The sequence below is a fragment of the Levilactobacillus namurensis DSM 19117 genome, assembly GCF_001434785.1.
Taxonomy (GTDB): Bacteria; Bacillota; Bacilli; order Lactobacillales; family Lactobacillaceae; genus Levilactobacillus; species Levilactobacillus namurensis.
Genome location: NZ_AZDT01000011.1, coordinates 1 through 12,429, shown reverse-complemented (window position 1 = coordinate 12,429; position 12,429 = coordinate 1). Strand labels below are relative to the sequence as shown.

Annotated in this window: 14 protein-coding genes, 1 pseudogene and 1 riboswitch; of the genes and pseudogenes, 9 read left to right on the top strand and 6 right to left on the bottom strand. The window is 52.1% G+C overall.

What is annotated here, in order from left to right:
* Window position 1: 1 nt before the first annotated feature.
* The 8 genes from FD30_RS02640 to ribH all read left to right on the top strand — a co-directional run bounded on the left by FD30_RS02640 (window position 2) and on the right by ribH (window position 8,166).
* The gene (locus FD30_RS02640) at window positions 2-1,288 is read left to right on the top strand and encodes an alkaline phosphatase family protein (protein WP_056943786.1); all 1,287 of its coding nucleotides are present in this window, start codon (window positions 2-4) and stop codon (window positions 1,286-1,288) included.
* 10 nt (window positions 1,289-1,298) lie between these two features.
* Entirely contained in the window at window positions 1,299-2,546 is a 1,248-nt protein-coding gene (locus FD30_RS02635; RefSeq protein ID WP_056943785.1) for an MFS transporter, read from the top strand.
* A gap of 63 nt (window positions 2,547-2,609) precedes the next feature.
* The gene (locus FD30_RS02630) at window positions 2,610-3,476 is read left to right on the top strand and encodes a DegV family protein (protein WP_056943784.1); all 867 of its coding nucleotides are present in this window, start codon (window positions 2,610-2,612) and stop codon (window positions 3,474-3,476) included.
* A gap of 442 nt (window positions 3,477-3,918) precedes the next feature.
* On the top strand, window positions 3,919-4,350 hold the full coding sequence (locus FD30_RS02625) for a GtrA family protein (protein WP_024746326.1): 432 nt from the start codon (window positions 3,919-3,921) through the stop codon (window positions 4,348-4,350).
* Window positions 4,351-4,577: 227 nt separating this feature from the next.
* Window positions 4,578-4,715: riboswitch (FMN riboswitch) on the top strand.
* 116 nt (window positions 4,716-4,831) lie between these two features.
* Window positions 4,832-5,911: a bifunctional diaminohydroxyphosphoribosylaminopyrimidine deaminase/5-amino-6-(5-phosphoribosylamino)uracil reductase RibD gene (ribD, locus tag FD30_RS02620; RefSeq protein ID WP_225426471.1), complete on the top strand. Its 1,080-nt coding sequence runs from the start codon at window positions 4,832-4,834 to the stop codon at window positions 5,909-5,911.
* On the top strand, window positions 5,892-6,488 hold the full coding sequence (locus FD30_RS02615; protein ID WP_056943783.1) for a riboflavin synthase: 597 nt from the start codon (window positions 5,892-5,894) through the stop codon (window positions 6,486-6,488). Before ribD ends, FD30_RS02615 begins: the two co-directional genes overlap by 20 nt.
* Window positions 6,485-7,693, top strand: a complete 1,209-nt coding sequence (locus FD30_RS02610; protein WP_056943782.1) for a bifunctional 3,4-dihydroxy-2-butanone-4-phosphate synthase/GTP cyclohydrolase II — start codon at window positions 6,485-6,487, stop codon at window positions 7,691-7,693. Before FD30_RS02615 ends, FD30_RS02610 begins: the two co-directional genes overlap by 4 nt.
* A gap of 5 nt (window positions 7,694-7,698) precedes the next feature.
* Window positions 7,699-8,166 carry a 6,7-dimethyl-8-ribityllumazine synthase gene (ribH, locus tag FD30_RS02605; protein WP_056943781.1) on the top strand — a complete coding sequence of 156 codons (468 nt, stop codon included), beginning with the start codon at window positions 7,699-7,701 and terminating at the stop codon, window positions 8,164-8,166.
* A gap of 47 nt (window positions 8,167-8,213) precedes the next feature.
* Here ribH and FD30_RS02600 read toward each other — a convergent pair whose 3' ends face one another.
* The 4 genes from FD30_RS02600 to FD30_RS02585 all read right to left on the bottom strand — a co-directional run bounded on the left by FD30_RS02600 (window position 8,214) and on the right by FD30_RS02585 (window position 11,004).
* A complete protein-coding gene (locus tag FD30_RS02600; protein ID WP_056943780.1) occupies window positions 8,214-8,735 on the bottom strand; it encodes a VanZ family protein in 522 nt (173 codons plus the stop codon).
* A 226-nt stretch (window positions 8,736-8,961) separates the two neighbouring features.
* Window positions 8,962-10,005 (bottom strand): AI-2E family transporter, encoded by a 1,044-nt coding sequence (locus FD30_RS02595; protein ID WP_056943779.1) that lies wholly within the window; start codon window positions 10,003-10,005, stop codon window positions 8,962-8,964.
* Between the two features lie 118 nt (window positions 10,006-10,123).
* On the bottom strand, window positions 10,124-10,573 hold the full coding sequence (locus FD30_RS02590; protein ID WP_056943778.1) for a DUF3021 domain-containing protein: 450 nt from the start codon (window positions 10,571-10,573) through the stop codon (window positions 10,124-10,126).
* A complete protein-coding gene (locus tag FD30_RS02585; RefSeq protein ID WP_056943777.1) occupies window positions 10,570-11,004 on the bottom strand; it encodes a LytTR family DNA-binding domain-containing protein in 435 nt (144 codons plus the stop codon). The genes FD30_RS02590 and FD30_RS02585 overlap by 4 nt, the downstream gene beginning before the upstream one ends.
* A gap of 232 nt (window positions 11,005-11,236) precedes the next feature.
* Between FD30_RS02585 and FD30_RS02580 the strand changes: the two genes are divergently transcribed.
* Window positions 11,237-11,464: a hypothetical protein gene (locus tag FD30_RS02580; RefSeq protein WP_056943776.1), complete on the top strand. Its 228-nt coding sequence runs from the start codon at window positions 11,237-11,239 to the stop codon at window positions 11,462-11,464.
* A gap of 85 nt (window positions 11,465-11,549) precedes the next feature.
* Here FD30_RS02580 and FD30_RS02575 read toward each other — a convergent pair whose 3' ends face one another.
* Together FD30_RS02575 and FD30_RS02570 are read right to left on the bottom strand one after the other, a co-directional pair.
* On the bottom strand, window positions 11,550-12,023 hold the full coding sequence (locus FD30_RS02575) for an HIT family protein (RefSeq protein ID WP_056943775.1): 474 nt from the start codon (window positions 12,021-12,023) through the stop codon (window positions 11,550-11,552).
* Window positions 12,016-12,369 (bottom strand): annotated as a pseudogene (locus FD30_RS02570) (cytidine deaminase family protein); the annotation flags it as partial. The pseudogene FD30_RS02570 and the gene FD30_RS02575, both read right to left, overlap by 8 nt.
* Window positions 12,370-12,429 lie beyond the last annotated feature (60 nt).

Below are 12,429 nucleotides of genomic sequence, written 5' to 3'. Positions count from 1 at the left end.
CATTCAATCACGTTTAATTGTTATCTCGCTAGACGCTCTAGGGAGTCGAGACCTCGATGAACACCTGGACGATTTGCCGAATTTACGCCGACTGCTGGCCACCGGAACTCGGGTCAAGCGGGTGCGGGGTATCTATCCCACACTAACTTATCCCTCCCATACCACCATTATCACGGGGCAGTATCCGCGAGAACACGGAATCGTGAACAACACCAAACGACAACCCCAACGCCAGTCTCCCGATTGGTATTGGTACCAGCGCGACGTTAAAGTCCCAACGCTGTACGACTTAGTTCGGCAGCAGCACCAAAAGACGGCTGCCTTTCTATGGCCCGTCACGGCGGGAAGCAAGATCACCTATAACTTAGCCGAGATTTTCCCCAACCGCATCTGGACAAACCAGGTTCTGGTATCCCTTAAGGCTAGCAGTCCGGCGTTTCTGTTACGCATGAATCAAAAGTACGGCCACCTACGCCGTGGGATTCAACAGCCGGAATTAGACGACTTCATCACAGCGTGTGCGGTTGACACGATTACCCATAAAAAGCCGCAATTAACCCTTGTCCACCTGGTTGACATGGACAGCATGCGCCACCGGTACGGTGTACGGTCACCGCAAGCCATGGCTGCCTTACGCCGTTTGGATAAGCGGGTGGGTCAATTAATCGATGCTACGATTGAAGCGGGGACCTTTGCGGCGACCAACTTTGCGATTCTGGGCGACCACTACCAGATCAACGTGGACCACATGATTCACTTGAACCAAGCCTTCGCCCAACGGGGATGGTTAACCGCCACGAAAGAGGGCACGGTGAAGAACGACTGGCACGTCTGGGCCAAGACCTGTGACGGGTGTACCTACGTTTACACGCGCAACTTCGCGGACAACCAGGCGCTTAAGACCTTACTGGAACAGACCGAAGGGGTCGAACGGGTCATTTCCGGTGACGCGGCAGCTAGTCGGGGCGCCGACCCGCAGTGTCAGTGGCTGGTCGAAGCCCAAGCGGGATATTACTTTACGGATGAGACCCGCCGACCAGCGGTGGTGGAAGCCGTCGACCCCGAGGCCCTGGGGCAACCCGACCGGTACCACGGCGTTCACGGATATGATCCCGATAAGCCGGATTATTTCACCACGCTGGTACTTTCGGGACCAGCGATTAAGTCGGGGCACGTTATCGATACCGCTGAGTTGGTCGATGAAGCGCCAACGTTTGCACACTTGTTAGGTGTTCATTTCCCTGAACCCTTACCAGGGCACGCGTTAACGGATGCCTTTAAGGATTAGGAGTGTGCACATGAAGTTAAACAAAGAACAGTGGAGTTGGGTCTTCTATGATTGGGCGAATTCCGGCTACGGCATTATCGTCACCACGGCGGTATTACCCATCTACTTTAAAACCATCGCGCAAGCTAACGGGGTCACCGCCGCCAACGCCACGGCCTTTTGGGGCTATGCCAACAGTATCGGGACACTACTGGTCGCTTTACTGGCGCCGTTTCTGGGGGCACTGGCAGATTACCAAGGATTCAAGAAACGTCTCCTAGTGGGCTTCACCACGCTGGGGATGCTGATGACGTTAGGTCTAGCGGTACTGCCGACAACCCAATGGCGCTGGCTACTAGTGATCTACGTGTTATCCGTTTTAGGCTATTCTGGCGGGAACCTCTTCTACGATAGTTTCTTGACCGACGTAAGTACCGACAGCCAGATGGATAAGATTTCTAGTACGGGGTATGGTTTTGGCTACCTGGGCGGGGTCATCGCGTTTATCCTGTTCATGGTCCTCGAATTCACCCACGGCTTTGGTCACCTGTCTAGTCTTGCTGTGGCTCGGTGGGGCTTTGCACTAGCCGCTATCTGGTGGGTCATCTTCTTCATCCCGTTAGTCCGTAACGTTCGGCAACGTCACGCGCTGACCACCACGACCCGGCCACTGCGTCAAAGCTGGTCTCGTGTCTGGCAAACGATTCGACATTTACGGCAACACAAGTACTTAGCCTGGTTTTTGGTCGCCTACTTCTGCTACATCGACGGGGTCGACACCATCTTCACCATGGCGACGTCGATTGGCCTCGACATTGGGATTACCAGTACGACCCTAATCATGGTGCTTCTGGTGGTTCAACTGGTGGCCTTTCCGTGCTCACTGTTTTACGGGTGGTTAGCCGCAAAGACCAGTACGCGTACGGGGATTCTAGTGGCCATCGTGGTCTACCTCTTGATCTGCTTGGACGCGTTACGCCTCCACACCGCCGCGGACTTTTGGCTGTTGGCCGTATTGGTCGGAACCAGTCAGGGTGGTATTCAGGATCTTTCGCGATCCTACTTCGGTCGAATCGTCCCAAAGGAACGTTCCAGTGAATTCTTTGGGTTCTACAATATCCTAGGTAAATTTTCGGCCGTGCTGGGTCCCGTCCTAGTTGGCGTGGTCACCCAGATCACCGGACAATCCCGAATTGGGGCAGCTTCATTGTCCATTCTCTTTATTCTCGGGTTAGTTATTTTTGGGACGCTTCCGCACGATGCCACAGACAATTCCTAGTGGTTTCTAGGTTTTTATGGTATTCTGGTTGTTACAATGAATGAAAGAAGTAGGTGTAAGAACATGAAGATTGCTGTGGTCACCGATAGTACCAGCTATTTGTCCGCAGAAGAGGTCGAGCGGTATCATATCCATGTCGTGCCCATTCCAGTGATCATCGATGGGCGCTCTTATGACGAAGGCGTTGATATCTCCACGGGTGAATTCTACGATTGGTTGCGTAACTCCAAGTCTTTTCCAAGTACGTCGCAACCGCCATTGGGTGAGATGATCAATCTCTACAACCAATTGGCCGACGAAGGTTACGATACGGTTATCAGTATCCACCTTGCCAGCACCATCTCGGGGTTTGTCAATCAACTTAAAAATATCGCACCCACGATTGAAAATATCCGGGTCATCCCGTACGATTCTCAGATTACGGTCAAGCTAATGGGGTATCTGGCCATTGAAGCTTCGCGGATGGCGGACAAGGGGGCGACCCCCGAAGAGATCATTGCGCGTCTGGACGACTTACGGTCCACGATCGGTGAATACTTCGTGGTGGACGACCTCCAAAATCTGGTGCGTGGGGGACGCTTATCCAACGCTTCAGCCTTCATTGGCAGTGTTCTGCGAATCAAGCCGCTGTTGACGTTTGATGATGACACCCACGAAATCGTGGCCTTTGAAAAAGTCCGGTCACGCAAGAAAGCCTTAGCCCGAGTGGAACAGCTCTTTGTGGAAGCCCAGGCCAAGGTCGATTACCCGCTGCTGGCGTTAGTGATCGATGCCAACGATCCCGAGGGTGGGCAGAACTGGGCAGATAAGATTTCCGCGCAGTATCCTGATCTGCCGATTGAACGATCCTACTTTGGTCCCGTTATCGGGGCCCATCTAGGGGAAAAAGCGTTAGCGCTAGCCTGGCTGAAAGACTACGAACGCGCTTAGTTCCGGTGATCAATGCTATTATCTTATGAAAATTATTCAATCAGTCGACGTATCGGAGATTTCCGGTACATCGGCTTTTTTCGTTAGCTTGAACCCCATCCAGGCAGTGGCTCAACCGGAACTTAAGTTGAATTTTTGTGTCGGCAAGCGTCATCGGTTGCCTGTCGTTTCCTGGTGACCGCTTTTTATGGTCAATTCTTAACTTTTGGTCCCCAGTCTTCAGGCGTATAATTGAGTACGCGGTCGCGTCCTGGACGACAGGGATACGTGGGGGGACCGACTGATTGACCCAAAGATTCAGTTCTGCCGACCAGTAAACCTACCCACTTTCATTTTTTTCAACAACGGGGAATCAAACTTGCCTTTTGGTCCGGGGTTCGCTATAACTGCTAATAAGGACGATTAGAGGTCGGGATTTTTAACTCAGGGGGATACACACGCAATGAAACGACTCATACAACTTTTTGATCACTATAAAGACGTCATTGCTTATCTGTTTTTCGGGGGGATGACGACCCTGGTCAACATGGTGGTCTTCTTCATCACCAACGATTTATGGCACTGGAATTACCAGGTGGGGAACGCCATGGCCTGGTTCCTCTCGGTGCTCTTTGCTTACTTGACTAACCGGGTGTGGGTCTTCCATTCCCACTTTACAACGTTTCGAGCCTTAGAACAGGAAACCGTTAAGTTCTTTGGCGCCCGGGCGGCCACGTTGGTGATTGACGCCGGCATCATGTGGATTGGAATCTCTTTGCTTCAGCAAAACGCCATGTTGACCAAGTTGGTCGACCAAGTCGTGGTGGTCGTTGCCAACTACTTCTTAAGCAAATGGTTCGTCTTCCGTAAAGCGAAAGCCATGGTTAAGGATTAATGCTCACCAAAATGGCGCCTTCCTAGGGAGGCGCCATTTTTGATGAACATTTTTTTAACCGTCGCCGGTTCGATTATGGTCCTACCCGCAAATTTTTTAGACACGTGCCGAACCCCGCTGGCCGGGGCATCCCGGCAACTGATCATCCGCTAGATCAAGGGACCAACTTTTCAGAATGACTTGCAAGATGTTAAAAGATGTTGTAGGGTAAAACCTGTTAACTGAATAGATTTCTTCGGGGCAGGGTGCAATTCCCGACCGACGGTGACAACGGCAACGACCGTTGAAGTCCGTGACCCGCTTCACGCGGTGGACCCAGTGAGAGTCTGGGACCGACAGTATAGTCTGGATGGGAGAAGAAACAACTGGTTTATTTCACACCGTTAGTGGCGGCTTTTTTGGCAACCACTCACTCGATGGGATCTTATTTAGCTTTCAAATTTTTGCCCCGCAAATCATTTTGCGGGGCTTTTTTTGTGGGGTGAGTTTGATCAACGATTCAGTTTATTTAGCCATGGCAGCCGACCAAGCCCGGTTAGGTCAGGGACATACCTGGACGAACCCGGTCGTCGGTGCCGTCATTGTCAAGCACCATCAAGTCTTAGCACGGGGGTACCATCACCGTTTTGGAGAACCCCATGCGGAAATTGACGCTTTGAACCACCTGGCCGACCTTGACCAGGCCCGAGGCGCCACCATCTATGTCACGTTAGAACCCTGCAGCCACTATGGTAAGACCCCGCCGTGCGCGGATCGCTTGATTCAGGTGGGGATTCAGCGCGTGGTCATTGGCCAACTGGACCCTAATCCGTTAGTGGCCGGCCGCGGCGTCGCTAAACTCAAGGCTGCGGGCGTCCAAGTCACCGTTCTGGGGACCACCAGTGCACTGAATAAGGCGTACAACTTCTTTTACCAGCACCACCGACCGTTCGTCACGGTCAAGTACGCGATGAGCATTGACGGCAAATTAAACGCCACCGGTCCTCAACGGACACACCTGACCAGTCAAGCCGCCTACCATGATAGCCAGGCTCTGCGCGCCACACAACAGGCCATCTTGATTGGCGAGCATACCGTTCAACAGGATAATCCCCAGCTAACGGTGCGCACGCAACCTGTAGATTTTGCACCTTGGCGGATCGTCCTGATGCAAGACGCCGACCAACTGGCGGAGACAGCGGCCATCTTACAGACGCCGTCCCCGGTATACCTCTTGGTCCGCCAGCCCAGTCAGCGGCAATGGCCAGATTTCGTTCACGTCGTGGTCCAACCGGAGTGGACGCCGCAACAGATCTTAGACTGGCTGACCACGCAGGGCATCCAATCCTTGTTGATCGAGGGGGGCAGCCAGGTCCAAGCCACTTGGTTGGCTTCCGGCGCCGTGGATCAGCTGATCACGTACCTAGCGCCTTTGACTTTAGGTGGCACTGGCTTACCCGTCGCCCAAGGCGTTCCCGGAGCCGTTCAACGGTCATGGGAACTGGTCCAAACCCAAGCTTTACAGCCGGACATTAAGCTCACGTATAGGAGGTCTGCGGATTATGTTTACCGGAATCATTAAGGGACAGGGGACCGTTGCTCGAAGCGTTCGTACCGCTACCCAGCAACGGTTGACCATCCATACCCCGTTAGCGCACCGCTGGCACAGCCAGATTGGCGATAGCCTCGCCATCAACGGCGTCTGCTTAACCATTATTGCCATGACCGACCAAGACTTCACGGTAGACGTTATGCCCGAAACCTATCACCGAACGACGCTGGGCGACCAAGCCATCGGTGATGCAGTCAACTTAGAACCGGCACTGCGCGTCGGGGATCGGTTAGGCGGTCACCTGGTCTTAGGGCACGTCGATACGGTTGCCCAGCTGGTCGACCGAACACCGGACACCAACGCCGAGATCCTCACCTTCGAGTACCCGACGACCTACTACGCCGAATTAGCGGAGAAGGGGTCCGTCACACTCGATGGCGTCAGTCTGACCCTGGTGACGGTCTCTCCAACCCAGTTCAGTGTCAGTCTAATCCCCCAGACCCTCCACGAGACCAGCCTGGGACGGCGTCAACTGGGTGACAACGTGAACTTAGAAACCGATGTTTTAGCTAAATATTTATTGCATCAACGGGAGGCAAAATCATGAAAAATCTAGATACACCCATCGAAACGGCGCTGAAGCAGCTTAAAGCTGGCGGATTAGTCGTGGTCATGGACGATGAAGACCGCGAAGCCGAAGGGGACTTAGTCGGCCTCGCCGAGTTCGCGACCCCCGAGACCGTCAATACCATGGTCACCCATGCGCGGGGACTCTTATGTGCGCCCATGGCACCTGCCGTGGCCACTCGGCTAGGGTTACACCCCATGGTCGCCCACGGGACCGACGCGTTCGGCACGGCCTTTACCGTGAGTGCAGATGCCACCACGACCAGTACGGGAATCTCCGCCTTTGACCGGGCGGATACCCTCCAGCAATTAGCGGATCCTCAATCTCAGCCGGCGGCCTTTTACCATCCCGGCCACGTCTTTCCCCTGATTGCCCAGGAGCACGGTGTTCTCGCACGGGGCGGTCATACGGAAGCCGCCGTTGATCTTGCACGCCTGGCGGGCGCGCAACCCGTAGCTTACATCTGCGAGGTCCTTCAAAAATCCGGAAAGATGGCGCGGCGGCCCCAGCTGAAGGCCTTGGCTGAGGGGATGCAGCTTCCCTTGATCTCAATCCAACAGATTCGGGATTACCGGTACCGGCACGCCATTGACGTGGTCACACCAATCCCGGCCGTAGCACTGCCTACGCAGCACGGTGACTTCCAGTTAGAGGCTTTCACCACGCATGACGGGGCCCAACCAGCACTCCTGTTGTCTAAGGGGCCCATCACGCCCAACCAGCCACTCCTGTTACGGGTCCACTCGGAGTGCTTGACCGGTGACGTCTTCGGTTCCAAGCGATGCGACTGTGGCGAACAGCTCAGCATGGCTATGGACCGGATCCAGCAAAATGGTTCTGGCGCCGTACTCTACCTGCGCCAAGAGGGGCGGGGAATCGGCCTGATCAACAAGCTCAAGGCCTACCACCTTCAGGAAAACGGCTTGGACACCGTCGAAGCCAATCAAGAATTAGGCTTCCAACCCGACGAACGCCATTATGGCCTGGTTGCGGCGATTCTGCACTTAAAGCACATCACACAGGTCCGGTTATTGACCAACAACCCGGACAAGGTCGACCAACTGACCAATTTGGGACTGGACGTGCTCCAGCGTGTTCCCCTCGAAACGCAACCTTTACCGGAAAATCGCCGGTATTTAGCCACTAAAAAAGCAAAGTTCCATCACCAACTCAAGGAGGTTTAATTCAAATGACGCAAACAAACACATCCCTTAAAACCCGTCGAATCGGTATCGTAGTCGCCCAATTCAACCAGGTCGTGACCGACCGTCTTCTGGCGGGTGCACAAGAGGCCTTAGAACAGGCGGGCATCTCCCGGGACCGGCAACTCGTAGTCAGTGTCCCCGGTGCCTTCGAGCTCGCTCGGACGGCCAAGCTCATGGCTGACCAACACCAGGTCGACGGCATCATCGCTTTAGGCGCGGTCATTCGCGGTGCGACCAGCCATTACGACTATGTCTGTGCCGAAACGGCCCACGGGTTAGCCGAAGTGTCCCTAAATGGTCCGGTCCCCGTGATGTTCGGGGTCTTGACCACCGATGACCTTTACCAAGCCTTAGATCGTGCTGGTGGTAAGGTCGGTAACAAGGGTCGCGACTGTGCGGCTGGCGTGTTGACCATGCTGGACGTCCAAGACCAGTTAACCGCTGCTAAATAAAAAACACCCACAACTGTCGGTCATCAGTCGTGAGTGTTCAGCCAGGGTTAACTCATGGAAACGCGAGTTAGTTTCTGCTGGTGCGTTGTTTGTAAGTGCTGTAGGGCCAAGGCCACTAAACCGCCCACCAGGACGCCCAACGCGTTGGCCAGGACGTCGTTGATATCACTGCTCCGGTTGATCAACCAGTGGTGGGACAAGATGTACTGCGCGATTTCAATAAAACTCCCAACACTCAGTCCCAGGAAGCCGACGCCCCAAAGTGACAGGGAAGGCCAGAAGTGTTTAAACAGAAAGCCCAACGGTAGGGTCATCAAAATATTTTCAAAAAAGCCGAGGTTCCAGACATCGAGTTGCGTCAGATTCACTCGCCCGATACCAGCGGGCATGATATAAACGGCAGTACCAGAGAAGGACAGTGGGGTGAAGACGATGGCCCCAAGTCCGGTCAGATAGGCCAAAGTCCCGAGGGCTATCCAACGATGTCGCCGGTTAGTCATTGTTAACAATATCATGAGTCCAACTAAACTCGCCGTCAATGCAATCAGTACTAAGGGTTCCCAACGCATTCAACCACCTCCATCATTATTTTTGGTTCAGCGGGTAACTTGGTGCTAGCTTACCGCGAAATCGGGACTAGTGGGGGATTATCCGCGGAGCTTAACGTTTTCTTCGGGGCCTTAGGAAAATCATAAGGGTATCCTCATACTCTGGTCACATTCATCGACTGAAGAAGCCATTTGCATCGTCAAAAGCAGCTCCTCAATCTCAACTGGATTGGGGAGCTGCTTTTTCTTAATGACCGTTAGACTGTGTAACTCGGGGATGTCCCGTTTTTAGGTTTACGTCAAAGACTTGCAGGAAGAAAGCGACTAATGGTACGCCGACGATCAAGCCCCAAGCCCCAAAAATCTGTTCACTAACAATTAACGTGATAAAGGTGACAAAGATGGGCAGGTTGGTGGCGTTGGCCATTAACCGGGGATGCAGGAAGTAGGATTCGAACATGTGAATCAAGGCCACCAGCACCAGGACCGCCAGGAGCCGCCAGAGACCGCCCGTCATAAAGGCGATGATCGATAAGGGAATCAGGGAAATCAATACCCCGGCCACCGGAATCAGTCCTAAGAAGAAGACCATGATGCCTAAGATGAGTAGACTCGGCATATGCAGGATCCAGAGTCCCAGGACCATTAAGGCGGTATTGATCGTGCAAATGATCAATTGGGTCTCGATAACGGTGCCGAAGATCTGAACGAAGCTAGCGATGAGGTTCCCCATGGGTACGAAGAGTCGCGCAAAGCGGCTTTGGGTAAACGCATGGACGAACCGTTGTAACTGCGCCTTAGTCAAGTTAAAGATGAAGCTAAAGAAGAAGGCTAACACGATGGTCTCTACGCCGGAACTAAAGCGGGACAATTTCCCGATTCCCGACGTGAGGAGGGTTTTCCCATTGCTGATAACGGAAGCGTTTTGCGATAAGTCTTCCATCAACTTCTTAGCCGAACTTTCTAGTTGTGGATAGGTTTGAATCAGTTGGTCTAGCGCGCGGGGCAGATTCGACGCCTCGCTGACCAGCGGCGGAATGATCTGGGCGAAAGCCGCCACTAGAATTCCTAAGAACAATAAGTACACCAGAATCGTAATCAGCCAGTGATGCAAGGGCGTGTGGCGCTCGATTCCCATAATGGCAGCGTTGCCTAAGTAGATAAAGATGATGGTGAACAGGGCCAGGGAAAGAAAGCCCCGGGCAAACCAGGCAATCAAAATTAACAGCACCAAAGCTAAGTAGTAAGCTGTCAATGGATTTTGCCAAAGTCGTTTAACACTTGTGAACATGAAACGCCTCCTTAAAAGGTTATGACATTAGTCTACGCTAGGGAGACAACGTTGTAAATTAAGTCTCAATCAGGCTGAGCTCGTAACTGGCTTAACAGTCCTTAGATGAGTTCACGAATTATCCCCGTTTGATACGCTCGTTAATCTTAGCAATCTGGTGACGGTCTCTCACAACGTTTATCAGCCACATGAGCAAGTAGATGAGTAGAAACGTGATGGTGAACGTGCTGAGAGACTTGAGGGTCATTGGAACCCAGCCCGCCAACATGGCTAACGGCGTAAATCCTAGATAGTAGATCCAAAAATTAACAATGGTGCATTTGAGAAGCGACCAGTTCTTGATTTTAAAAATAAGCGCCCCTAGGCTGAACACCACCCCAATAGCGGCCCATAAGATTAGCGAAATGAGGACCGCGTTTAAAGGATGGGTGAAGTGTGCCATGAATTGCGGCGATGACGGGTAGTATTGAACGGTCCCATACCCGTAATTAAACATCAGGGAAATCACTAGGCCCAAGACGATACCCAACGCCATCCCCCGAACAACATTTTTTAAGGCCTTTTTCATATGCCTAATTTCTCCTTTAAGTTTTTGATTTTTCGCCGAGACATCTGAACCCGTTGTTGATTGGTCATGAGGACGTCGATTTTCCCGTTGCCTAACAACTCCAAGTGATCAATCTTTTGGTAATTGATCACCGTTCCCCGCGAAGCTTCAATGAATTCGGCCGGCAATTGATCGATAACGTGAGCCAGTCGGGCATGGTAAGCGTAAGTTTTGTCCGCCGTATCGACCTGAATCCGGTTACCAACCGCTTGCAAGACAACGATATCGGCGCAAGCGACCGGATTAATTTCATTATCTTGATAGCACCATAAGACTTCATTTTTCTGATTCAATTGCGTGATGATAGTCGCTAAGTGGTCGGTCAGTTCTCGTAACCAAAAGTCGGCATGGTCAGCTTTTAGCTTCGGATCAATGTGAAAATTAATTTTCATTAGCCGACAACCTCCCTCCGCATTAGAAATAGTACCACGTCCCTTGAACAGAAACGTTCAGTAAGCGTCTAATGGTCCTTTTTGAACGTTGAGTGGCTCAAGTTAGACGATGAATGGGCCCGAATAATCACTAAAATCAAATCGGATGCAGGTGGATATCAACCAGTAGCGCCTAGCTTTCACTAAGAAGTTTTGCGCTAAGTTTGTCGTCGTGGCTTTAGGGGCAACCCCGGTGACCTATAAGCCGCAATTCCTAGCCATGAATGAACTTAGTTTTCTGGGCTCTGCTATCTATACCGCTGCGGACATCAAGAAAGCTATTCACAATATTACGAATCTCGATAATCACTTTCCGGAAATCGTTTCGGTTCATTACCCGTTGGAACAGACACAAGCCGCCTTTGAAAGAGCGAATACTGATAAAGAAGCGGTTAAGGTCGTCATTGACGTTAATGACTAATTCGAACAGCAAAAGACTTAACAAACACTAACCCCCTAAGACTGACTATCCAATCTTAGGGGGTTAGGTTTATCTGCGAGTGATTTTAGGCCAAATGTTGGTCCAAATAGCATTTAAGCTGTTGGCGTAAAGCGGCATGTTTTGCTGGTTGGTAAGCCGTTTCGGGATCATGCCAATTTTCTGCGGGATACTGCCAAACGGGCATTTTTTGTCGTTCAGGCGGTTCCCAAGCGTACCTAGGGAAAATGTGCGCATGTAAAAACTCATCCGTGTTGCCTAAAATATCATAATTAATTCGTTGGGGATGACAGACTGCTAACAGGGCATCCCCAACGTAAGCCATGCTGGTTAAAAAGTCGGCGCGTTCAGACCATGACAGTTCATTTAATGAGCCGACTTGCCGTTTGGGTAACAAGACACAGTACCCCGGTAAGAATTGCACATCCCCCAGGGCGACAAAGCCGCCTGGTAACGCAGTCAGCACCATCGGGTTCGTTCCGGCTAGGGCGCTTTCGATTCGGTGAGTTTGCCAAAATGGGGTGGCTCTTTCCTTAGGCATCCGTCTTCACGCTGCCCCACCAATTGGGGAAAATCTCGCCTAGAGTCACCGTCTGGCGATGTGCATAGTCGACCATGATTTCCGTTTGCGCGTTTTTTTCGGAGAACTCCATTAACGTTTCCCGGCAGACACCGCACGGCATGCCACTCATGCCCGTTGGGGCGGCGTCGCGAAAGGCAATGATGCGCTGAACCTCGGTTTCACCACTAGTCGTGTACATGTTTAATAGCGCAACCCGTTCGGCACATAGGTTCATGGTGCCACAGAGGCCCTCAATGCAAAATCCCGTAAAGATTTTGCCAGACTTACTTTGTAAAGCACAGACCACGTTATGCGCGTAAAGAAAGTCGTTCCTGAATTATTCACCAGAAACTCCAAAATCCCCATCAAACACATGATTCAAGTG

Coding starts and splice junctions, on each gene's coding strand:
- FD30_RS02615 (WP_056943783.1), top strand. CDS start 5,892: ATGTTTACCGGAATCATTAAGGGACAGGGGACCGTTGCTCGAAGCGTT.
- ribH (WP_056943781.1), top strand. CDS start 7,699: ATGACGCAAACAAACACATCCCTTAAAACCCGTCGAATCGGTATCGTA.
- FD30_RS02585 (WP_056943777.1), bottom strand. CDS start 11,004: ATGAAAATTAATTTTCACATTGATCCGAAGCTAAAAGCTGACCATGCC.
- FD30_RS02635 (WP_056943785.1), top strand. CDS start 1,299: ATGAAGTTAAACAAAGAACAGTGGAGTTGGGTCTTCTATGATTGGGCG.
- FD30_RS02590 (WP_056943778.1), bottom strand. CDS start 10,573: ATGAAAAAGGCCTTAAAAAATGTTGTTCGGGGGATGGCGTTGGGTATC.
- FD30_RS02630 (WP_056943784.1), top strand. CDS start 2,610: ATGAAGATTGCTGTGGTCACCGATAGTACCAGCTATTTGTCCGCAGAA.
- FD30_RS02575 (WP_056943775.1), bottom strand. CDS start 12,023: ATGCCTAAGGAAAGAGCCACCCCATTTTGGCAAACTCACCGAATCGAA.
- FD30_RS02600 (WP_056943780.1), bottom strand. CDS start 8,735: ATGCGTTGGGAACCCTTAGTACTGATTGCATTGACGGCGAGTTTAGTT.
- FD30_RS02610 (WP_056943782.1), top strand. CDS start 6,485: ATGAAAAATCTAGATACACCCATCGAAACGGCGCTGAAGCAGCTTAAA.
- FD30_RS02595 (WP_056943779.1), bottom strand. CDS start 10,005: ATGTTCACAAGTGTTAAACGACTTTGGCAAAATCCATTGACAGCTTAC.
- FD30_RS02625 (WP_024746326.1), top strand. CDS start 3,919: ATGAAACGACTCATACAACTTTTTGATCACTATAAAGACGTCATTGCT.